At 66.9% G+C, this 22282-nt stretch carries 19 protein-coding genes and 1 pseudogene; 9 read left to right on the top strand and 11 right to left on the bottom strand.

Features of this window, described 5'->3' with window-relative positions:
- Nucleotides 1–57: 57 nt before the first annotated feature.
- On the bottom strand, nt 58–1725 hold the full coding sequence (locus JO059_RS18700; protein ID WP_293321399.1) for a hypothetical protein: 1668 nt from the start codon (nt 1723–1725) through the stop codon (nt 58–60).
- Between the two features lie 11 nt (nt 1726–1736).
- A complete protein-coding gene (locus JO059_RS18695) occupies nt 1737–3593 on the bottom strand; it encodes a bifunctional diguanylate cyclase/phosphodiesterase (RefSeq protein WP_293321397.1) in 1857 nt (618 codons plus the stop codon).
- 277 nt (nt 3594–3870) lie between these two features.
- On the opposite strand from JO059_RS18695, the gene JO059_RS18690 reads away from it, so the two are divergent.
- The 4 genes from JO059_RS18690 (at nt 3871) to JO059_RS18675 (ending at nt 8732) form a co-directional block, all read left to right on the top strand.
- Nucleotides 3871–5058 carry an FAD-dependent oxidoreductase gene (locus JO059_RS18690; RefSeq protein WP_293321395.1) on the top strand — a complete coding sequence of 396 codons (1188 nt, stop codon included), beginning with the start codon at nt 3871–3873 and terminating at the stop codon, nt 5056–5058.
- Nucleotides 5059–5093: 35 nt separating this feature from the next.
- The gene (locus JO059_RS18685) at nt 5094–5993 is read left to right on the top strand and encodes an RNA polymerase sigma-70 factor (RefSeq protein ID WP_293321393.1); all 900 of its coding nucleotides are present in this window, start codon (nt 5094–5096) and stop codon (nt 5991–5993) included.
- Between the two features lie 57 nt (nt 5994–6050).
- Nucleotides 6051–7304 carry an aminodeoxychorismate synthase component I gene (locus tag JO059_RS18680; protein ID WP_293321391.1) on the top strand — a complete coding sequence of 418 codons (1254 nt, stop codon included), beginning with the start codon at nt 6051–6053 and terminating at the stop codon, nt 7302–7304.
- 174 nt (nt 7305–7478) lie between these two features.
- Nucleotides 7479–8732, top strand: coding sequence for a hypothetical protein (locus JO059_RS18675; RefSeq protein ID WP_293321389.1), 1254 nt, complete (start codon nt 7479–7481; stop codon nt 8730–8732).
- 14 nt (nt 8733–8746) lie between these two features.
- Here JO059_RS18675 and rsmI read toward each other — a convergent pair whose 3' ends face one another.
- The gene (rsmI, locus tag JO059_RS18670) at nt 8747–9586 is read right to left on the bottom strand and encodes a 16S rRNA (cytidine(1402)-2'-O)-methyltransferase (protein ID WP_293321387.1); all 840 of its coding nucleotides are present in this window, start codon (nt 9584–9586) and stop codon (nt 8747–8749) included.
- A 24-nt stretch (nt 9587–9610) separates the two neighbouring features.
- On the opposite strand from rsmI, the gene JO059_RS18665 reads away from it, so the two are divergent.
- On the top strand, nt 9611–11179 hold the full coding sequence (locus JO059_RS18665) for a dolichyl-phosphate-mannose--protein mannosyltransferase (RefSeq protein ID WP_293321385.1): 1569 nt from the start codon (nt 9611–9613) through the stop codon (nt 11177–11179).
- A gap of 81 nt (nt 11180–11260) precedes the next feature.
- Here JO059_RS18665 and arcA read toward each other — a convergent pair whose 3' ends face one another.
- Complete coding sequence (gene arcA / locus JO059_RS18660) at nt 11261–12463, bottom strand: arginine deiminase (RefSeq protein ID WP_293321457.1); 1203 nt, start codon at nt 12461–12463, stop codon at nt 11261–11263.
- 89 nt (nt 12464–12552) lie between these two features.
- Here arcA and JO059_RS18655 point away from each other — a divergent pair, with 89 nt between their 5' ends.
- A complete protein-coding gene (locus JO059_RS18655; RefSeq protein WP_293321383.1) occupies nt 12553–13149 on the top strand; it encodes an alpha-ketoglutarate-dependent dioxygenase AlkB in 597 nt (198 codons plus the stop codon).
- A 110-nt stretch (nt 13150–13259) separates the two neighbouring features.
- Here JO059_RS18655 and JO059_RS18650 read toward each other — a convergent pair whose 3' ends face one another.
- Genes JO059_RS18650 through JO059_RS18640 form a run of 3 tightly spaced genes read right to left on the bottom strand, consistent with a single transcriptional unit; the run spans nt 13260 to nt 15626 of the window.
- Entirely contained in the window at nt 13260–13916 is a 657-nt protein-coding gene (locus JO059_RS18650) for a DUF5642 family protein (protein ID WP_293321381.1), read from the bottom strand.
- A gap of 28 nt (nt 13917–13944) precedes the next feature.
- On the bottom strand, nt 13945–14634 hold the full coding sequence (locus JO059_RS18645; RefSeq protein WP_366516240.1) for a DUF5642 family protein: 690 nt from the start codon (nt 14632–14634) through the stop codon (nt 13945–13947).
- Between the two features lie 5 nt (nt 14635–14639).
- The gene (locus JO059_RS18640; protein WP_293321377.1) at nt 14640–15626 is read right to left on the bottom strand and encodes a GNAT family N-acetyltransferase; all 987 of its coding nucleotides are present in this window, start codon (nt 15624–15626) and stop codon (nt 14640–14642) included.
- A gap of 200 nt (nt 15627–15826) precedes the next feature.
- On the opposite strand from JO059_RS18640, the gene JO059_RS18635 reads away from it, so the two are divergent.
- Nucleotides 15827–16567 carry a methyltransferase domain-containing protein gene (locus JO059_RS18635; RefSeq protein ID WP_293321375.1) on the top strand — a complete coding sequence of 247 codons (741 nt, stop codon included), beginning with the start codon at nt 15827–15829 and terminating at the stop codon, nt 16565–16567.
- Between the two features lie 70 nt (nt 16568–16637).
- Here the strand turns inward: JO059_RS18635 and JO059_RS18630 are convergent, their stop codons facing one another.
- The 3 genes and pseudogenes from JO059_RS18630 to JO059_RS18620 form a co-directional block, all read right to left on the bottom strand.
- A complete protein-coding gene (locus JO059_RS18630; protein ID WP_293321455.1) occupies nt 16638–17756 on the bottom strand; it encodes a M20/M25/M40 family metallo-hydrolase in 1119 nt (372 codons plus the stop codon).
- Between the two features lie 234 nt (nt 17757–17990).
- Nucleotides 17991–18462, bottom strand: a pseudogene (locus JO059_RS18625) (GGDEF domain-containing protein).
- Nucleotides 18463–18584: 122 nt separating this feature from the next.
- Entirely contained in the window at nt 18585–18956 is a 372-nt protein-coding gene (locus JO059_RS18620) for an STAS domain-containing protein (RefSeq protein ID WP_293321373.1), read from the bottom strand.
- Between the two features lie 450 nt (nt 18957–19406).
- Here JO059_RS18620 and JO059_RS18615 point away from each other — a divergent pair, with 450 nt between their 5' ends.
- Complete coding sequence (locus JO059_RS18615; RefSeq protein WP_293321371.1) at nt 19407–19787, top strand: PE family protein; 381 nt, start codon at nt 19407–19409, stop codon at nt 19785–19787.
- A gap of 86 nt (nt 19788–19873) precedes the next feature.
- On the opposite strand, the gene JO059_RS18610 is transcribed toward JO059_RS18615, so the two are convergent.
- On the bottom strand, nt 19874–20113 hold the full coding sequence (locus tag JO059_RS18610) for a hypothetical protein (RefSeq protein WP_293321369.1): 240 nt from the start codon (nt 20111–20113) through the stop codon (nt 19874–19876).
- 106 nt (nt 20114–20219) lie between these two features.
- Here JO059_RS18610 and JO059_RS18605 point away from each other — a divergent pair, with 106 nt between their 5' ends.
- A complete protein-coding gene (locus JO059_RS18605; RefSeq protein ID WP_293321367.1) occupies nt 20220–22238 on the top strand; it encodes a PecA family PE domain-processing aspartic protease in 2019 nt (672 codons plus the stop codon).
- The last annotated feature ends 44 nt before the right edge of the window (nt 22239–22282 follow it).

Genomic DNA, 22282 nt, shown 5'->3' with positions numbered 1-22282 from the left:
TGTCGCTCGGCCGAACCCATCGCGATTTCCCGGCTTGCCGTCGGTATGACCCTTCATTCACGTCGAGTCCCGCGGCACGTCGAGGGTGGCAATGGAATACAGCCCGCCGTCGTCGCGCCCGTCGCGGGCCAACGCCATCGGGGCATAGTTCACCACGTGCGACGCGCCCGGCTTGTGCTGTTGCCAGTCCACCGAAGCGCGCAGGGTGTAGTGGCCCGGGACCAAGCCCGTCAGGTCAATGCGAACCGAGTCTGTCGCCGAGGCCGGGACCGCCTCCTCACGTGACTGGCTTGAGTCGTCGTGCACGAGCGTCTTGAGGTCCAACGTCGCCGGAAGGCTCCGAATCACCGCCCCCGAGAAGTCCACCAGCTTGTATCCTGCGGACCATTGCTCGGTAGCCGCCGCTGAGCCGTAGTTGGTCCACACGACGGAGATGGTCGCCACCTTGTCCCGCAGCGACTGCGAATCCTGACGCGCTTCGACCGAATACCGGTAGCCGGCAGAGGTATTGGTTTGTGCCCACAAGAGATACAGCGTGGAATCCATCGCCGACGTCGAGTCGCGATCCGGGAAGTCGCCGCTCGACGTCATCGAAACGTGGTACCTGACAACATCATGCAGGGCCTTTTCGTAGTAGGACCGGCGATCGGCCCCATCTGGCAGCCGGCACCATTCGGTGATCACCGGTGCCGAGGCCAGTCGCTGTTTGATCGCGTTGACGACCACGTCGTTGATCTGCACGTAATGAGAAGAGCTGGATTCGGCCCATTCCGGCAACGGGCTACGCACGCCAAGACAGTCCGACCGGATGCCCACCGGCGCGGAAAGCTTCTTGGTCACGTCGTCGGCGAACAGCACGCGGACGATCTCCGGGTTCTGCGGTGCGACCACCAATTGCGTATGGGGGAAAGCACTTACATTCGCCGCGACGAGCTGCCGGATGGAGGCCGCGGTGATGCTTTGATCTCGGAACTGGCTGTAGTACCCCAAAGCCTGCCGGCTGTCGTCGGCCGCCGCGCCCGGAGCGCCCAACGCGTCACGCAAATAGGCGAGGGAGTTCTCACCAAAATCGCCGTAGCCCGAGAACTCAAAAACGCTGAGCCGTTCGTCGCCGTCGTATCGACGACCGAGCGCGGCGAGCAGTTGCCCGAACGCTTCGAGGTAACCTGGGTCGTTCCAGTTCGGCACCACGTGCGTGACCCCGGGCGTGGGGCTGTTCGGCTGCGCAGGAAAGTCGGTGGCAGCAGGCCGCATCCACTCGGGAATCGCGATATCCCTGTTGTCTGGATAGGAATCGTTGCAGCAGGACTTGTAGGCATACACGCCGAGGATCAACCGCATGTTGCGGTTCCCGAGTTTCGTCAGAGCGTCATCGATCAAGCTGAAATCGAATTTGCGATCGTCGGGAGCGTTGGGCGGCAGGGTTCGAGGATCGGTGGGCTGCAACTGTCGCCACGAGACACGCATGCTGGCGTCATATGACGCCGGCCATGCCGCATAACGCTGTTGGGCCGGATTGCCCTGCGGGAAAAGGGGATTCAACAGCTTCTCGTACTGGCCCCGCAGCGGGTTGGAGATCTCCTGAACCGCAGGTGGTATGGCCGGGAAGACCATGGCGGACAGCGGCCCCGAGTTGGCATGGCCACCACATCCGTTTGACACCAGCGCCACGCACAACAGAGTCGACACCAAGGGGCACACACCCCTTTTCGATAAGCGAAACATCGTCACCGGGGTTAGATCGCGCCTAACGATAGGGCGTCGCGATCGGCAAGGAACTCCATCGGCAACCAGCGCGCGGCCAGCAACGCTTCCATCACACTGCCCGGGACGGGCCGGGACAACAAGAATCCCTGCGCACGGTAGCAGCCGTGCTGCATCAAAGTCATTGCAGCAGCCGGTGTCTCGACTCCCTCGGCGACCAGTTGGAGGCCGAAGGCCTCAGCAAGCCCGATGATCGCCCGGACGATGGCCAGGTCGCCGGCGCTGTTGCCCAAGTCGCGCACGAATCCGGTATCGATCTTGAGCATGTCGACGGGCAGGGACTTCAGGTGTGACAGCACGGCATAGCCCGTGCCGAAGTCATCGATGGCGATCTGAACCCCGACCTCCTTGAGGTCCGCGAGGGTTTTGCGCGTCGTCTCGATGTCATGAACCACGGCCCGCTCGGTGATCTCCAGGCATACCGAGCCGCCGTCGATGCCGAACTCCTCGATGGTTTCGGCGACGCTGCGAACGAAACCGCGCGTGATGAGCTGCACGGGCGATACGTTGATGCGCAAGATGGCGCTCTGCCCCACCCCTTTTGCGCGCCACCGGCTGAATTCGGCGCATGCGGTTCGCATCACCCACCGGCCCAGTGTTCCGGCCAGGTTACTCGATTCGGCTACCCCGATAAAGGAATCCGGCAACAGCAGACCCCAGATCGGATGCCGCCAGCGGACCAGTGCCTCGGCCGCCACGATGGCACCGGTCCTCAGGTCGACCTCGGGCAGATAGTGCAGCAGCAACGCTTCGTTGTCGATATCACCCTGCAGGTGCAGCTCGATGTCGTTGCGGAAGGCGCTTTGCAACGCCATGTCGTCGGTGGACAACGCAACTTGGTTCCCGCCGCCGCGCTTGGCCGTCAGCACGGCCTCGTCGGCGCGGCGCAATAGATCGGTGCTGTTGTCCCGCCCCGGGATGCCCACTGCGAGGCCGATGCTGACGGTGCGGGTAATCATGTGGCCGCCGATGGCCAACCGCTCGCGCAGCATCGCCCCCAGTCGGCGAGCGAACGACTCCGCCGTCGCCGTTGACATCGGCGTGTCAGGAATGACGACGAACTCGTCGCCCCCTAGCCGCGCGATCATGCTCTGATCGCCCACGCAGGTCCGAATGCGTTGCGCGAAAACCCTGATGAACCAGTCACCCGCCGTATGGCCCAGGTAATCGTTGATGGGCTTGAGCCGATCCAGGTCGAGATACAGGACCGCGACGGGTCCCGGGCTTCCCGCGGCGAGCCGTTCGGCAAGGTGCGCGACCAGCGCCCGGCGGTTGTAGAGGCCGGTCAGATCGTCGTGCTCGGCAAGGTAACGAAGTTTTTCCTCGGCCGCGATGCGGCCCTGCAGCTGTGCGAAGAGAGCGGCGACGGCTTCCAGCGTATTGATCTCGTCCTGTTTCCACTTCCGTGCGCCGTGCTTGACCATCCCCAGCACCCCGGTGGTCGTCTCGCCCGAGACGAGTGGAGCGGCGGCAACCGCGGACGCGGGGGCCGGCTTGGTGCCCCCGAACCAGCGCTGCAAAGCGCGATTGGTCGGCTCCGGCTGAATCACGACCGGTTTCTTGCCGTGTTCGCACTGGGCCAGGACGGGGTCGGCGCTGGTGAAGTGCACGACGGCCATGGGATCGGGGTCCGGAACGTCGGTGCGCGGCGGCCACTCGGCAACCAAAACCGAGGCCCGCATGCTGTGGTCGTGGTGGCGCAGGAAAGCGGCGTCCAAATCGAACTTCTCGACCAGTTGCGCGAGCACCTGTTCACTCACCTGGGTCGCGGTGGAAGCGGTGGCCCGCATCAGCTGAGTGGCGACGGAGGTGACGAGGCTGCGCGGCACGGGCTCCTCCGGTATGGGGCGCATTTCCCGGCTGGTGGTTGACCTTCTCGCAATGCATGCGGTCGCGGGTTGACGAGGCCTCATAGGTTGCGACATCCGCTCGGGAACAGCACGAACGGTTAATGAAGCGTAACATGAGCGGCCCTCGCGCCACGCCACATACTGGGCGCCATCGTCGGTCCGCAGTGAAACGGCTCACAATGGCCGCGCCGGCTGTCACGCCGGGCCCTCCTGCGGTGTCTCAGGGGCACAAACCCCGTGAGATTAGGAGACAGCTATGACGGAGATGGCCACCCCGAGAACTCATGTCGTCGTCGCCGGCGGCGGATACGCCGGAACCCTGGCCGCCAACCGTTTGCGGCAGCGCGTCGACGTCGACGTCAGCCTGATCAATCCGCGTCCGGCCTTCGTCGAGCGGATCCGCCTGCACCAGCTGGTCGCCGACACCGCCGGCGCGACGGCTGACTACGGCACGCTGCTCGCGGATGGCATCCGGCTGATCGTCGACACCGTCGAACGCATCGAGACCTCCCGCCGCGCGGTGGTGCTGCAAACGGGCGCGGAGCTGGACTACGACTACCTCATCTATGCCGTCGGTAGTACCGGCGGCACGCCGCTGACCGTGCCCGGCGCGGCCGAATTCGCCTATGAGATAGCGGATTTCGAGAGCGCGCAACGGCTGCGCTATGCGCTCGCGGACTTGCCGTCGTCCGCGCCCATCACCGTGGTCGGTGGCGGGCTGACGGGTATCGAAACCGCTTCCGAGCTCGCCGAGCAGGGACGTCGGGTCAGCCTGGTCTGCGGCGGAATCCTTGGCCCGTCGCTGAGCGAACGCGGCCGGCGTTCGGTGGCCAAGCAACTGCGCAGCCTTGAAGTCGACGTGTTGCAATCGGTCGCCGCCACCGAGGTGCGCTGGGACGCGGTGGTGCTCAGTGACGGCGCCGTCCTGCCGAGCGCGGCGACGATATGGACGGCGGGGTTCGGTGTGCCGGATCTGGCCGCGCGCAGCGGGCTTCGCACCGACGACCTGGGGCGGCTGCTCACCGACGAAACGCTGACCAGCATCGACGACCAGCGCATCGTCGCAGCGGGCGACGCCGCCGCACCGTCGGGACACCCGTTGCGGATGAGCTGCCAAGCGGCCGGCCCGCTGGGCGCCCAGGCCGCCAACACGGTGCTCAGCCGCATCGCTGGCAGAGAGCCCGCCGCGCTGAACCAGGCTTTCGTCGGACAGTGCATCAGCCTGGGCCGCTCGCACGCCGCCCTTCAGCTCGCCCGCACCGATGACACCCCCGTCAATGTCGCCATCGGGGGCCGGTTCGCGGCTGCCATCAAGGAAGCGGTCTGCAAGGGCACGCTATGGAGCATCCGGCGAGAGGCGGCCAAGCCCGGTTCGTACTTCTGGCTCAAAGGGGGCGCACGGCCAGCGCAGTCGCCGATCGACCAGCAGGTCGCGCTGCCATGACCCCAGGACAGAACCCAGGACGGACCCCGGGACGGATGACGTCGGACGACTGGGAGCACGCCGAGCGGTTCACGCTGCTGCGGCCGTTGCTGTTCACCATCGCGTACGAAATCCTCGGCTCGGCAACCGAGGCCGATGACGTGTTGCAGGACAGCTATCTGCGGTGGGCCGCCGTCGACTTGGCGGGCGTGCGCGACACGAAGTCGTATCTGGCGCAGCTGGTCACCCGCCAGGCGCTCAACGCGCTGCGGGCGGACGCCCGCCGCCGCGAGGAGTACGTGGGGCCATGGCTGCCCGAGCCGCTGCTGCTCGACGATCGCGACCCGTCGTCGGATGTCGTTCTAGCCGAATCGGTTTCGATGGCGATGCTGGTTCTGCTCGAAACACTCGGTCCCGACGAACGGGCGGTTTTCGTGCTCAGAGAGGTGTTCGGTTTCGACTACGGCGAAATCGCGGAGGCGGTGGGCAAACCGGCGGCGACCGTGCGGCAGATTGCGCACCGGGCCCGCGAACACGTACGGGCGCGGCGTAAGCGTTTCGACGCGGTCAACCCGGAACGCAACGCGGAAATCACCGCTCAGTTCTTGGCCACGGCGGCCACCGGCGACGTGGAGGCGCTGATGACGATGCTGGCCCCGGACGCCACCTGGACGGCCGACAGCGGCGGCTTCGTGAGCGCCGCCCGCAGACCCGTTGTGGGCGCCGAGCGCGTCGCCAGGGCAATCACCGGGCTGGTCCGCAGAGCCGGGGCCGCTCTGCGCGTCGAAATGGTGACCTGCAACAGCGCTCCGGCGGTGCTGCTGTACCTCGGCGAACAGCTCGAGGGGGTGATCACGCTGGAGATCGCGGACGACAAGATCACCAACTTCTACGTGATGCGCAACCCCGACAAGCTGGCGGCCCTGGCGACTGCCCGGCCCATCAGCCGCGGCTAGACGTACGGACCGCGTACGCCAGGAACACGGCAGTACGAACTCTGTCAAGCTAGGGCGGTGCGGATCGACCGGCTGGGTGACCTCGGGGCCGCACCTTGCGTGCTGGGCGCCGTCGGCAACGCCACCGCACGCCTTGGATTGCCGCCGCCCGCCGCACTGACCGGCGAGTGGTTCGGGGCGCTCGCGATCATCGCCCCGAGCCTCTCGGTGCAGCCCGTGGACGCAAACGATGCGTTCGCAATCCCCCCGGGGCCGCAGGCGCCGAGCAGCCGAGTCGTCGGCGGTGGCTGGCTCGGCTATCGGTGCTATCCCGATCCCGCTGCCGACGGGCGCCCGAACCGGATTCCGGAAGCCGCGGGCGGTTGGACGGACTGCGTCCTGCGGCAAGACCGCGAGGGCCGGTGGTGGTATGACAGCCTCTCGGGTGCGCCCATGCCGGGCTGGTTGGCGGCCGCGCTCGCCGAGGCGCCGCCAGTTGCACGCGCTTGCGACATCGCCTGGGGTCCCGCCGACCGCGCGGCTCACCGTGACGGGGTACTAGCGTGCCTGGAGGCGATCGGCGCCGGCGAGGTCTACCAAGCATGCGTGTGCACACAGTTCAGCGGGACCCTCAGCGGCGCCCCCTTGGACTTCTTCATCGACGGCGTCGCACGCACGTCTCCGGCCCGGGCGGCCTATCTCGAAGGCCCGTGGGGAGCGGTGGCGTCGCTGTCTCCGGAACTCTTCCTGCGGCGCCGCGGAACGGTCGTGACGTCCAGCCCGATCAAGGGCACCTTGCCGCTGGATGCCTGGCCGTCCGCGCTGCGGTCGTCGGCCAAAGAAGTAGCCGAGAACATCATGATCGTGGACCTGGTTCGCAACGACCTCGGCCGGGTGGCGACCGTCGGCACCGTCACCGTGCCGGAGCTCTTGGTCGTGCGGCCCGCGCCGGGCGTATGGCACCTGGTGTCCACGGTGTCGGCGCAGGTCCCCGTCGAGCTGCCCGCCTCGGCGCTGCTGGACGCCGCCTTCCCGCCCGCCTCAGTCACCGGAACGCCCAAACATCGTGCACGCCAACTTATTTCACAATGGGAGGCCAGCCGTCGTGGAGTGTATTGCGGCACGATTGGTTTGGCATCACCCGTCGCGGGCTGTGAGCTGAACGTCGCGATCCGCACGGTCGAGTTTCCCGCCGGCGGCAGCGCCGTGCTGGGCGTCGGCGGCGGAATCACCGCTGACTCCGATCCCGACGCCGAATGGGAGGAGTGCCTCCACAAGGCGGCCCCGATCGTCCGCTCGCCGCGCGTCGCGGCCGCCGCGTCGGTCGGTTAGCTGACATGCCGGTGCGCCGGATATGAATGTTGGGGATAACGCCCGCCCGCGGCCGGCTGCGCATAAGATTCAGACATCGCGCCGATAGCGAGCCGACGGCTGGACAGTCGCAGGGTCGCAGGGTCGAAGGGTCGTAGGGTCGCAGGGTCGGAGAGGTCTGGAGAGGTTTAGGTCATGAGAGTCGCTCTACTCGGCGCCGCGGCGTCTGCCCTGGTGGGCGGGACGCTGGCGGTCACGCCGCTGACCTCGGTCAGCAATGCGCCGCCGTCCCCGGGCGGAGGCACATGCGTCAACGGATGCGCCAACGCGGGGTCGGTCCTCATGCCGCAGTCGCCGCCGGGGGGGCCGGCTTCAGCGGCGCCCGCGGCGCAGCGTACACCGTCTTCGCCCGCGGCCAACATGGTCGCACCTGCGCAGAACTCGGGATCATCGGGCGCCCACATGGCGCCCGCGGGGGCAGCTTCGCCGGGCGGCTCGGCCCCCGGAAGCCCCGGTCTTGGCGGAGTGCCCGCACCTGACGGTGACCCGTTGGCCGGCTCGGTGCCGGGCATGGCCGGCCTGACTTCCATACCGGCCGACGCGCAGGCGGTCCAGTCGGTCTGGGGCACCGTCATCGGGGTGCCAACCTCCCTCGTTGGGCTGGCGGGAGGTGTTGCCGGCGTTGCGTCAAGTACCTCTCTTTCGCTTTTCTACCTGCAGGCCGCGGGCTTGTTGCCGAACAACGTCAAAGCACCGGGACTGAACTTCGGCAACCTCCCCGGGACTACCGCCATTAACGGGATTGTCTCCCAGGTCCCCGGTCTCAACCAGATCTCTAGTGGCAATCTCAGCTCGATTCCCGGGATCACTGCCCCCTCGATCCCCGGCCTTACCAAATTGAGTTCCCAGCTGCGCCCTGCAGCCACCGCGGCGGCGGTTCCCGCAGCGGTGGCGGCCATCCCGGGTGCGACGACGACCATTCCGGCGGCGGCGGCCACAACGATTCCGACGGTGACGGCAAACATCCCGACGGTGAGCCCTCCATCGGCATCCTCGCTGCCTGGCCTGCCGGTCTCAGCGGCCTCACCGACAGCGGGTTTGCTGCGGGCTCCCGTGGCAGCGGCGGCGCCGGGCGCATCTTTGCCGAGGTTGCCGGGCCCAGCGGCTTTGTCGAGGCTGCCGGCGGCACCTCCCAATCTGGCGGCTCTACGGGCTGGTTTGCCACCGCCACCCGCCGCACCGGGATGGCTGGCGCACCCCGCGCAAGCGCTGCCGGCCGCACCGGGATGGTTCGCGCACCCGCGGCAGGCCCTGCCGGGGGCACCCAAGTTGCCGGGATGGTTCGCGCACCCCGGGCAAGCCCTGCCGCACCTGCCGGGTCCGCTGACCTTACTCAAGCCGCGGTGCATCGGCCCGCACCTCGGTCCAATCGGGTTGTGCATACCCTGACGAATGAAGGGCGCCTAATCGCTCTGGCGTGATCGCAGAATCGCGTCGTACAGCTGGCGCGAGCGCACATCCGGATGGGTCGCGGCGACCTCGCTGCACGCGTCCTTGACCCGCACCCCCGCCGCGACCAGCTCGTCGACCTGGGCCAGCAGCGATGCCATATCGGTGCGCGGGGTCGCGCCCTCGAGCACGACGGTGATCTCGCCGAGCACACCGTCGGCCGCCCACGTCGCCAGCTCCTCGAGCGACCCGCGCACGACCTCCTCGTGCACCTTGGTCAGCTCCCGGCAGACCACCGCCCGGCGGGCACCCCCGAGCTGCTCCACCGCGTCGCGCAGGCACGCGGGCAACCGGCGCGGTGATTCGAAGAACACGCACGTGCGAGCCTCGTCGACCAGGGAGCCCAACCATGTTCGGCGTGCCGATTTCTTGCGCGGAGCGAACCCCTCGAAGCAGAACCTGTCCGACGGCAGACCGGACACCGCCAGCGCGGTCGTCACGGCGGACGGCCCGGGCAGACACGACACCGAAACGCCGGCATCGACGCAGGCCGCGACCAACCGGTAGCCGGGGTCGCTGATCAACGGCATGCCCGCGTCGCTGACCAGCAGCACCGTCGCGCCGGCCCCGATCGCATCGACCAGGGAGGGCACGCGCGCGGCCTCGACTCGGTCGTACAGGCTGACCACTCGGCCGTTGATGGGTGCGTCGAGCGCCTTGGCCAGGATGCGCAGCCGACGGGTGTCCTCCGCCGCCACGACATCGGCCCGAGACAGCGCGTCGATCAGGCGCGGAGAGGCGTCCGACGGCTGCCCCAGCGGGGTCGCGCCAAGCAGTAGGCGACCAGAGGTCATGACGGACAGCCTACGATCGACGTGATGACCGCCCCGCCCCGCGAGAGCTCCGTCGAACCGGAAAACCGCGTCGAGCGCGTCGTCCCCGTCGTGAGCCCCGGACCGCTGGTTCCGGTCGCGGATTTCGGTCCGACCGACCACGTCCGCGGGTGGGTCGCAACCGGAGTGATCGCGGTGCTGGCAGCGGTGACCCGGTTCTTCTACCTGGGCTCGCCCACCGACGCGGGCACGCCCGTCTTCGACGAGAAGCACTACGCACCCCAGGCCTGGCAGGTGCTGCACAACCATGGGGTGGAAGACAACCCCGGCTACGGCCTCGTCGTGCATCCGCCGGTCGGCAAGCAACTGATCGCCATCGGCGAGGCGCTCTTCGGTTACAACGGGGTGGGCTGGCGGTTCACCGGCGCATTGCTCGGCGTGGTGATGGTGGTGCTGGTGATGCGGATAATCCGGCGGGTCAGCCGGTCGACCCTGGTCGGCGCCATCGCCGGGGTCTTGGTCATCTGCGACGGCGTGAGCTTTGTCACCGCGCGCACCGCCTTGCTCGACGGCCTGCTCACCTTCTTCGTGGTCGCGGCGTTCGGCGCGCTGATCGTCGACCGGGACGAGGTGCGCCGCCGCATGCACGTCGCTCTGATGGAGGGCCGCAGCGCCGAAACCGTGTGGGGTCCGCGCCTGGGTGTTCGCTGGTGGCGCTTCTTGTCGGGCGTTCTTCTCGGGTTGGCGTGCGGCACAAAGTGGTCGGGACTGTACTTCGTGGTGTTCTTCGGCGCGATGTCGCTGGCGTTCGACGTGGCGGCACGGCGTCAGTACCAGGTGAGAAGCCCTTGGCGGGGAGTTTTGCGCCGTGACGTGGTCCCCACCGGGTATGCGCTGGTGCTCATCCCGTTTGCGGTCTACCTGGCCAGCTATGCGCCGTGGTTCGCCTCCGAGACGGCGATCGACCGCCACGAGGTGGGCCAGTCGATTGGTCCCCACTCAGTTGTGCCGCTCCCCGACGCCATCAGGTCGCTGTGGCACTACACGGCGAAGGCCTTCGAATTCCATGCGGGCCTGACGAATTCGGCCGGCAACTACCACCCGTGGGAATCCAAACCGTGGAGCTGGCCGATGTCCTTGCGGCCGGTGCTGTACGCCATCGACCAACAGAACGTTCCCGGTTGCGGCGCACAGTCGTGCGTCAGGGCCGAGATGCTGGTGGGCACCCCCGCCATGTGGTGGCTGGCCGTGCCGGTCCTGCTGTACGCCTTATGGCGGACGCTGGTTCGGCGCGACTGGCGCTACGCCGCGGTCTTGACCGGCTACTGCGCCGGCTGGCTGCCCTGGTTCGCCGACATCGACCGGCAGATGTACTTCTTCTACGCGGCGACGATGGCGCCGTTCCTGGTCATGGCCATCGCGCTGATCTGCGGCGACATTCTGCATGCCCGCAAGCATCAAGGTTCCGAGCGACGCACGCTGGGGTTGATCGCCGTGAGCTTTTACGTCGCGTTGGTGGTGACGAACTTCGCGTGGCTGGTCCCGGTGCTCACCGGTCTGGCAATCTCCCAACAGACCTGGAACATGGAGATCTGGTTGCCGAGCTGGCGGTAGCACCGGGGCCCATCGAGATTGCCGTCAAGGCTGTGCATCGCGCGTCGACCATGACCATGGCGGGAATCTCGGTGGACAGCGCTAGAGGGCGTCGCGGGCGACGGGACAGGTCATGCAACGGGGGCCGCCGCGGCCGGTGCCCAGTTCCGACCCGTCGATGGTCAGCACTTCGATGCCCGCCTCTCGCAGGCGGGCGTTGGTCTGCACGTTGCGCTCATAGGCGACGACGACGCCGGGCGCGAGGGCCAACGTGTTGTTGCCGTCGTCCCACTGCTCGCGTTCGGCGATGTCGGGGTCGGAGCCCGTGTCGATCACCCGCAGCTTGTCGACCCCCATCGCGGCTGCCGCGGCCTCGAGAAACGGGGCCTCGTCGCCGATGTCCACGCCATCGGGCGTGCGCCGGATCGTGAACGCGGAGAGCGTGTCGACGATGTTCGCGTACATCACCAAGGAATCGGTATCGACCATCGTGCACACCGTGTCGAGATGCATCTGAGCGCGCCGCTGGGCGATCGGCACGGCGAGCAGCGTGTCGGCAAGGCCGTCATCGAAAAGGCTGCGCGCCAGCGCCTCCGCACCCGCCGGCGTCGTCCGCTCCCCCACGCCGACCGCAATCACGCCCGGCGCGAGCAAAAGCACGTCCCCACCCTCGACTGGAGCGGTGCGCGACTCGTATGCGCGCCGCACGCCGGTGAACCGCGGGTGATGGGCATAAATGAGATCGGTCAACGACGCCTCGCGTACCCGGGCCCGCAGCGCCAGGGTAGGGATCACCACCCGCGGCCCGATCCATACCGACGAGTCACGGGTGAAGACCAGATTGGGCAATGGGTCGATGACGAAATCTCCGCCGTGGTGCATGCGAAGCACCAACGACCCGGCTGTGCGGGTGGCCGACGGCAGCTCGTTGAACGTCATGCCGGCCATCAGGACGTTGGCCAGTCTGACCGGGTCCAGACCGCGCAGGTAGGCCGAGACCTCTTGCGCCAGCGGCATTCCGAGGCGACGCGCGTCGACCGCGGACGCGACCCCCTGCATGCGGGCGGCCCCGCTGTGGCGCAGCGATTCGGTCAGCAGGTCGGACAGCAGCAGCACCTCGACGCCGCGGGAGCGCAGCAGCTCCGCGAACTCGTCGTGCTCCTCCTGAGCACGCGCGACCCACGGCAACCCGTCGAACAAGAGTTGGTCGTTGTTGCGCGGATTCAGTCGAGCCAGTTCGTCGCCGGGGCGGTGCAGGATGGCGATACGCAGCGCGCCCACCTCGGAATTGGTGCCCAACTCCACTGAGCCTCCATTAAAGCCCACAACTAAACGGTAGCCGCTCGACCGGCCGGTCCCCTCCTCATCGAACTGTTGTGCGATAAACTGCGGGCGTGGGGATCGCGGTGCAGGGATCACTCTTCGAGCACACCGAGCGCAGGGAACTCGGTGACGGCGCGTTCATCGAGATCCGCGCCGGCTGGCTGACCGACGCCGACGGCCTGCTCGACGCGCTGCTCTCGACGGTGCCCTGGCGGGCCGAGCGCCGGCACATGTACGACCGCGTGGTCGACGTCCCGAGGCTGGTCAGCTTTCACGACCTGACGGTCGAAGATCCGCCGCATCCGATGCTGGCGCGGCTGCGCCGACGGCTCAACGACATCTACGCCGGCGAACTCGGGGAGCCCTTCACGACGGTGGGATTGTGCTGTTATCGCGACGGGTCCGACAGCGTCGCTTGGCACGGCGACACCATCGGTCGCAGTAGCTCGCAGGACACCATGGTGGCGATCGTCAGCCTCGGCGCCACCAGAACCTTTGCGCTGCGACCGCGTGGCGGCGGGTCCTCGTTGCGGCTGCCGCAGGCACACGGCGATCTGCTGGTGATGGGCGGATCGTGCCAACGGACGTGGGAGCACTCGGTCCCGAAGACGTCGGCTCCCACGGGTCCGCGCGTCAGCATCCAGTTCCGGCCCCGCGACGTGCGCTAGCCCTGATGGCGCGACTCCTTACTCGCGCCGTCCCCGCGCTCGCCGTCGTCGCGCTAGGTCTGATGGCGCGACTCCTTACTCGCGCCGTCCCGGCGCTCGCCGTCGTCGCGCTAGCTCCGGACCGCCGCCACGGCCTTGACTAGTAGGTCGCGGGCACGCTGGATGTCGACCGCGGTGACCGGCTGGCCCGGGATCACCAGCGGATTGGCGATGACGATCACCTGGTAATCGCCGAATTGCGCCGAATAGTCGTAGAGCTCGCCGGTGCGGGGTCCGCCGGCCACCACCGCCTGCAGGACCCGGTGCACGCCGTTCGTGCGGGCGCCGTCGATGTGCGGCGCATCGATGACCTCGATGCCGCCCCGCAGCTGGGCACCCGTGAATCCCACCCTGCTGCAGTCCTTGCCCGGGTCGTTGACCGGCAGGGCTTTCGAGGTCTCCACGGCGATGACCACAAACCGGTTGCCCTTGCCCTCGGCGGACACCGCCGCCATATTGCCCTGCAAATCGGGCGGCATTTCCGGCCCCATGGCAATTTTGGCGCAGTTGGCGGGGTCGAAGGTGAGGCCGTCCGGCAGCTTGTGGGCCGATAGCAGTTGGGGGTCGATCGCCCTTTCGGAGACGTCGGTCACGTTGAACTCCGGCCCGAAGCTCGACTTAACCTCGGCGACCTTGTTGATGTCGGCCTTCGCCGAAGCGGGATCCGTCCCAGCCGAGCAGCCGGCGAGCACGCACACGGATGCGCTAGCGAGCAACACCTTCAACATCGTGGCCAATCTACCCAAGAGCGGGGGCTCAACTGCGCAACGCGGAGACCGTTTTGACCAGCAGATCGGCGGCGAATTGCGGCGGCAGCCCGGGCAGTGCCGAACCGGGGTCGGCGGTCAGGGTGGTGAACGCGTAGTAGCTTCCCAGGTAGGCCGTGAAAGTGTATACGCGCGAATCGATTTCGGTACCCGATTCGACGGACGACTTGGTGTCGACCACCATGCCGAGGGTTTCGGCTCCGTCGATATGCGGGGCGTCGATGAGTCGAACGACGGCCGTGGTGTGCGCGTCGGTCATGGTCCACCGACCGCATCCGGCAAAGTCGTTGCGGTCGAGTTCCACCGGGCCCGGCAAAGTCACCACCACCGCGTCGACGATGCCGCCGGCGCCGGACCCGGACACGCCCTGAGCGGTGTGGTCACGTCCGCTACCGGGATCGGCGAGCGCGGCGCATTGCGGCGGTTTGGTCGTTCCATCGGGTTTCACGCCCCAGATCACCGGGGGTGAGGCAATGGCGGGAATGTTTGTGCTCACCTCGTAGTGGGGCGGCAGGTCGCCGACGACCCGCTTGATGCTTGCGGGATTGACCACAGTGTGGGCAACCGCTGGTGATTTCGTGGGCGTCGCCGAAGGCGCGGGCGCGCGAGAGTGCGCGCATGAAGCGATCACCAGTGTGAACACGGAAATTGCCACCGTGCCAATCAGCAACGGACGCATGCCCTTTACCCCACCGCTTCGATGACCTGCCGGGCGACGCGCTTGATCCGATCGGCCGTCTCACGACCGAAAACCTGGCGGCGCGGCACGTCGATGACGGTGGTGATGACGCCGATGTCCTCGCGCTGCCAGACCGCACCGTAGTGGTCCATGATCGCGCGCATCGGCACATTCTCGGAAAGCATTCGCGCGGAGAATCTTTCGACTCCGTCCACCTGGGCGGCTATCGACAGCGCGCCGATCAGAAAGCTGCCGATTCCCCGCCCCTGATAGGCATCGGCGACGGTGAACGCGATTTCGGCAAGTCTCGGATCGCTCTGGTCACGGACGAACCGTGCGTCGGCCACCGGGTCCGTCCCGTCGGTCGCCACCCAGACGAAGTGATCGACGTAATCGACCTCCGAGAGGTAGTGCAGCAGCGCGGGACTGGGAAGGCGAGCCGTCATGAAGCGCCGATAAAGCGTCTCGCTGGAGAATCTGATGTGACCGTGCATGGTCCGCTCGTCATCGCCCGGAAGGACAGGACGCAGCGTCAGGCGTGTTCCGTCGCGGACCCTTATCGGGATGGGCTCGATGAACCCGGCCAAACGCTGCCGGACGGTGCGCAGCAGGCGCGGCAGGACGCCGGGGACGTGCACCAACCGGGCGAAGGCGTCGGTGTCGCCGATCCAGCCCGCGAGCGATTCGGCCGCCGTCACGGTCGCGATCCGCGGCGCGTCTCGCAGGAGTGCGATTTCTCCCACGATCGTCCCGGCAGCCACCTGCCCGAGCGCGACCGTCCCGTCGCGCGCGACGTGCTTGACTTCGGCCGTACCCGATGAGATGAGCAGGAAGGACACCGCCTGCTCGCCCTGCTGCATCAGGGTCTGGCCGGCGACGGCGCGCAGCGGGTGGAGACGGGCCGCCAAAGGCACCAGGTCCTCGATGCTGCAGCCCTCGAAGACATCCATCGTCGCGAGCTCTTCTGCGCGCGCGCCGGTCAGTTCGGCCACTGCGATGCCCCGCCGATCGTATTGCACCTACTGCGCCAGGCCGGACGCTCCTGTGCAGTCGGACGTGCCCAGGTTATGAGCTATGTTCCGGCCGAGGCAAGCGGGCGCACCACGGTCCGACAACCCACCTGAGGCCACTACCCTGAAAGTTGCGACTGCAGCGCACGCTGCTCAGTGATTGCCGCCAGAATTGCAGCCCCATGAACCAGGACCCCGTCGAACTGACCCGAGATCTGCTCGACCAGACCGCCGTGCTGCGCCACGGATTCCTCGACGTGCTGGGCGAATCGACCAGTTCGCCGGTCCCGACATTCGCGCAGCGCGCCATGAACAGCCCCATCGTCGCCACCGTGTACGAGCGGTTGTGGCGTCCGACGTCCTTCTACGCCGCAAGCGGCGTCACCGCACGGGCCGAACAGCGGCGCGCGGCGTCGGCGCTGCGTCTGAACACTGCTCAACGGTTGCTCGATGTCGCCTGCGGTCCCGGCAATTTCACTGCCCCACTGGCGAAACAGCTGGCGCCCGGTGGCCTCGCGGTGGGTTTCGACATCTCCGAGCCGATGCTCACGCGCGCCGTGCTGGACAACGCCGGACCACACACCTGTTATGTCCGCGGCGACGCTCGCACCTTGCCATTCGCCGACGAAACCTTCGACGCCGTCTGCTGCTTCGGGGCGCTGTATCTGGTGCCCGAGCCTTTCCGGGTGGCGCGCGAGATGGTGCGCGTCCTGCGGCGCGGCGGCCGGATCGCGATCCTCACCAGTTATGCGGGCGAATCGGGTCCGCTTCGACGCGTGCTGACCGGTGGCGCTCAGCTGATTGGACTCAAGATGTTCGATCGGCACACGTTTGTGGAGTTGTTTTCGTCGGCCGGTCTGGTCGACATCGAACAACAGACGCAGCGCGTGTTGCAGTTCGTCGCCGCCGGCAAGCCTGGCTGATCTCGAGGCGTCATTCAGCCTAATGCGTTGCGTGCCAGGGGTTTCTGAGGCTCCGACGATGTCGGTAGCGTCAGCTGGGGTGCCGGACGAAGTCCACAACGATCTCCGCCATGTCATCGATCGCGTCGCGTGCGATCACTTCGAAGCCGTGCGTGCTGAGCGTGGGCAAGCAGAGCAATCCCGCACAGGGAGTCACCCCGCTGGCCTTGGCGTGTGAGGCGTCGGATTCGAAGGCGCCCAGCACGGCGGCCTGGGGCGAAAGTCCCCGGTCGGTGGCAATCCTCATCAGCCGGTCCGCGACGTCCTTGTCGTAGACACAGATGGCGTCGCTGTAGCCGACGATGGGACCGCCGCCGACGGTGGTCCCGTACTCCTGTTCGGTGGGGCCGACCTCGAGGGCAAGGGTGAGTCTGCCGGGCAGGGCGGCGCTGGCGTAGGAGCCGCCGACGCCCCCGATCTCCTCGCTGGTGGTGAGCACGAAATAGACGTCCTCAGCCGGGCTTTCACCGTTCTCGTGCAGGATCCGCGCGGCGCGCAACAGCGCCGTCACCGCGGCGCGGTCGTCGAGGAAGTAACACCCGATGTAGTCTCCGAACCCGACCAACGTCCGCTTGCTCCGGTCGATGCACACCCGCGTGCCCGGGCGCACGCCCGCGGTGGAAAGCTCGTCCGCGGTGCGCCCGGTGAAAACGTAGACGTGCGGCCAATCCAGCGCCTGGTCGCCGCCGTCCGGTTTCGTCTGCCAGATGCGCGGGCTCTCCTTGGTGGTGTGCTCGGAGCCCAGGGTCAGCACCGCGGTGAGGGTCTCATGTTCGCCGAGCACCGCCACCGGGCCGAGCCCGAAATTTCCCGGATACATCGTGCCGAGCTGAGTCAGAAGCAGCGTGCCGTCGTTTTCGACCCGCTTGACGAGCATCGACAGTTCGTCCATGTGCGCCATGACCCGCGTCGCGGAGCTGGGCCCCGCCGTCGCGGACCAGCGGTGCCGGTGGCCGGTGTGATCGACGGGGCCGTTCGCGGCCACATACCCGATCAGGTTCCCGGCGTCGTCGATCCACATGTCGTCGACCACGGGTTCCAGTTCGCGGGCACACACGTCACGAACCGCGTCCTCCTGGCCGCACGGCCCGTAGGTCAACAGGAGTTCCTGCAAAAGCTTGTCGGTGGTTTCGCGATCGCGGTGCGCCATCAAGTCCTCTCCGTCATCGGCGCCGCCCGGGCGCCGGCGCATCCGAAGCCTTGGGCGAAGCGGCGCGCATGGTCATGGGCCGGCCTCGCGGGCCGACACCTGCATCAGTACCCAATTCAGTCGTCGACCACCCGTAAGACTGGGCGACACACTGCACAAGACGCGCGCCGCAGAGCGAGAATACGGATGTTGCCCCCGGCAGCGGAGTCGCGGTTACCCGCCGAAGGGCTCCACTCACTTGGCGTGCCGTACGACTCGTGGATGGAGAGAGTCCGGGTCGCTCGGTTCCATCGTGGGCGGATCGACTCGGTTGCGTCCCTTCGATTTGGCGCGATACAAAGCGTCATCGGCCAGTTCGAGGAGTATGTCGATGGGCTCGCTCGCGGGGCCGACCGCGTAACCGATGCTGCACGTGAACGCGATGGAGTGTGGGCCGAACCGGACGGGGGGGCTCGGCCTGCGCGGCTCGAATGCGCTCGGCCATGTCCGCCACCTCATCCGGTTGAGCATCGGCCACAAGGACCAGAAATTCGTCGCCACCGATCCGTCCTACTGCATCGACTTCCCTGGTCGACGCCCGCAACCGCTGCGCACTTGCACGCAAGACCTCGTCGCCGGCCGGATGGCCGAAGGTGTCGTTGATCGCCTTGAACTGATCGATGTCGATGAGCAGCGCCGCCAGCCGTTCGGTTCCGGTGGCCTTCAACCGCTCGATTTCGGCAATCTCGATGTGGCGCGCCGGCTCCAAAGTCGCGTGAGCACATCAACGTTTGCCTTCACCCCGCCGGCGTAGCCTTTCCCCGGCGATACGGCGGCGCGCGATTTCGCTCAGGCGTGCGGGCCGCAAATCGCCGCGGCGACCGAAGGATAAAGATCGAGAATCTGGTCGACGCCAGTGATGCGCATCGGGCGGATGGCGGCGTCTTTGTCGGCCGCGACACGCATCGACGTGGCGGTGGGTTCGGCGAGTCGGTGAGCTTCGATGAGTAGTGACAGCGCCGCCGAGGACACGAAGGCCACGTCGGTCAGATCAACAACCAGGATCGCCGGTTGGTCATTTATCGCGATGTCGATGTCGGTAGCCAGCGTGGGAACCGTGACTACATCCAACTCGCCGCTGACACGTAACACCACCGCCTCGCCTTCGCGGTGCCGAGTCACCATGAACCTGCCTTCGCGGAATTGTTCGGCATGTGTCATTTCTCAGTCCGCTATCGCTCGCAGTTCGATGTCCGGATTCCACCCATTTTCGCCTGAATTGGTAGTTCATCTCCAGCCGGTGGTGCCGCGGGTGCAAAAGCCCGCAGCTCGGCTACGCCGCACTGCTCGAAGCACTACACGTGTGCCGCGACCTGCCCGTGGTGACCGACATGGCCGCCCCGACCCATGGGGTGTACCTCATCGAGGACGCCAACGAAGCGGACCGCGACGACACGAATCAGAGCAAAAAGGTGAGTGAAGTTCTGATAGCTGCTCGGCGAACTTAGGCCCCCGACGTCAATTGGTTACCTTGCGCTGTCATCGCCGTAGGCGGGTGGTTAGACGCACGTTTCATTGGTGAATTGTGCTCGGCCCAGACGTTTGTCCCCGGTTCTACATCCCAGTGAGGAGCCGTAGTTGTCATCTTTTGTGGTTGGTTCGTTCGAGGGTATGGCTGGCGCAGCACGGGATTTAACGGGCATCGGCTCGGCGATCAAGTCGGCCAACGCGGCGGCGACCGTGTCGACGACACAAGTTGCGCCTGCGGCCACGGATGACGTGTCGGCAGCCATCGCCGAAGTCTTCGGCGGCTACGCGCAGCAGTATCAGGCGGTGATGGCGCGGGCGGGACTGTTTCACGACCAATTTGTGCAGCGGTTGAGCACGGGGGCTGGGACGTATGCGGCGACCGAGGCCGCTAACGCCGCGCTGTCCATAGGCACCCACCCATATTTTGTGAAGGTCGGTGTGGGGTCCGAGATCAAGCAGCTAGACCAGGACGCCGAGCACAGATTGATCGGTGTTGAGAACCGCGTCGCGAGGCGCATCTGATCAGCGGTCACCTGCCCGCTGGATGGCGTCACACCAATTCGATGGCGGTACGCATCGAAAGCCCGCAGGCGTCTCGCAGAAATTCCTCACCCGTGAGCAGGGGTCAGTTGTAGTTGTTGATGGGTGCCGGTGGTTCGGCGCAGGGTTTTGGCGGCGGCGTAATGACCCGCGCTGAGAAGGGCGCCATGTCCGATCGGCGCCGTCAAGGACACCGTCGACGACGCAGCGGCGTAGAAGGTCAGCGGCCACCACAAGACTGACTCATCTACGGTCTTGCGATCCCCTGCCGCGGCGCGCGGCACGCCGACGCGTGAGCGATCGAACATCGCCGAAAAAACTTTGCGGACTTGCCGAGCGCTGCTACTGTCCGCTTTGTTCGCCATTCGGCAGCGACCGCTCACTGACTTCGCTACAACCAATTGGAGTGCTGACGTGTCCTTCGTGATCGCAGTCCCCGACGCGATTATCAATGCGACTCAGGATCTTTCAAGCCTTGGGTCCGAGATCAGCGCAGCCCACGCGGCCGCGGCCGGGCCAACGACCGGAGTCACGGCCGCCGCCGAAGACGAAGTGTCGGCGGCTGTCGCGGCCCTTTTCTCCGAGCACGCCTCGGCGTATCAGGCGCTGAGCGCGCAAGCCGCGGCGTTCCACACCCAGCTGGTCCAGACGTTGGGCGCCGGTATGGGCGCCTATGCGGGCGCCGAGGCCGCCAACGCGTTAACGATGACCTCCGGTGCGCTGCGCGCCGTGCGAGAAGAAATCGTCAAGACGGTACCCATGCAGACTCGCCAGCATTTTCTGGCGGCGATCAACACACCGACCGACACCTTCCTGGGCCGACCACTGATCGGCAAGGGCTTCAACGGCGTAACTACCGCCCAAGGGATAGGAACGCCCGGCGGGGCCGGTGGGATTCTGTGGGGCAAGGGCGGTAATGGCGGCGCGAGCACGGCCACCGGATTCAACGGCGGTGCCGGCGGACCCGCCGGACTGATCGGCGCAGGCGGCACCGGCGGAATGGGCGGATTCGGCGCCTCCGGCGGTCCGGGCGGGACCGGAGGCTGGATCTCCGGCACAGGCGGTGCCGGCGGTCTGGGTGGCGTGGGCGGCGCCGGCGGCACCGGCGGCAACGCAGTGCTGGTAGGCAGGGGCGGCGCCGGCGGTCAGGGCGGAACCTTCACAACCACCGCCAGCAAACTGACCATCGGCGGTATCGGTGGTACCGGCGGCACCGGCGGCATGTTGTGGGGCCCCGGCGGCACGGGCGGCATCGGCGGTCCGTGGGCGCCGGGCGGTACCGGCGGTAGGGCGCTCTTGTTCGGCCATGGTGGCGCCGGTGGTCAGGGCGGCGCGTTCGGGGTAGGCGGCACCGGCGGGCACGGCGGGCAGCTAATCGGCGACGGCGGCGGCGGCGGTAAAGGCGGGGTTTATGCCGGTAGCGGGACCCCTCCGCCCGGCGGCCACGGCGGAGCAGGCGGGCGTTTGCTGGGTCACGCCGGCACCACAGGCGCGGAGGGCGATTTAGCTCAAGTTCAACTCATCATGAATGGCAATAAACCGGAGGTGCTGGTCTCGGTCAACGGTGGGCCGCCATCTCTCGCCCTCCTCGACACCGGCTCCACCTCCACGCTAATTCCCGTCCAGGATGTCAACCTGGCGTCCTTGGGGACCCCCACCGCCACCGGTCTAACCTACGACTTCGGCCCGGCTGGGGACCCATCCCGCCAAACCGTCGTTACCTACAACGCGTACACGGCGTCGCTGAACTTCGGAGACGGGATCGTCACGCAGCCGATGACCGTCGGTGTCGTCACCAACGAAACCCTTGGCAATGGGGCACCCATACCCCAAAGCGAGTGGCAGGGAGTGCTGGGCACCGGGGCCAACACGGTGAATACGACACCGCCGAATTCCGTAACCTTCCCGACTTCGTTCGTTCAGCAACTGCCCGGTGGACTGGGCCATGGTGTGCTTATCGACCAGCCGCAACATTACGCACGATTCGGTGACAATACGCTGACCCCGTACGCGTCTGTATCCGGCGCGCCGTTGACCCCCGACCTTCGGCTTGCGGTCAACTACAACGGTCAGAGCACCGGTTATCAGCCCGTTCCTCAGGCCAACATCGACACCGGTGGCAACGGCGGCGACATTCCGCAAGACCTCCTCCCTCCGAACCTAGCCGGCCTCCAGCCCGGAGCCCCCTTGCCGGCGGGAACCACCTTCTCGGTGGAGGCCTACGACAGCGCCACAAACACGTACAAAACGTTGTACACACAGACGGTCAGCTCAGACCAAGCCGTCTATCCACTCACGTACGTCGACTCTCCCACCACAGCGAACCCGCCGGGCAACTTCGTCACCGGCAACTACGTTTTCAACCAATTCCCGATATACATGTCCTACAGCCCGACCGGGACGGGTACGACGGTGTTCGATCTGAACAATTAGCGCTCCCAGCGAGCGGACTGCGGGATCGCAGACAGGCGGGGTCC

Origin of the sequence: Mycobacterium sp. (genome assembly GCF_019247615.1) — a bacterium.
Lineage (GTDB): Bacteria > Actinomycetota > Actinomycetes > Mycobacteriales > Mycobacteriaceae > Mycobacterium.
The sequence above is the reverse complement of the archived record's forward strand: the minus strand, read 5'-3'. Positions and strand labels throughout refer to the sequence as shown.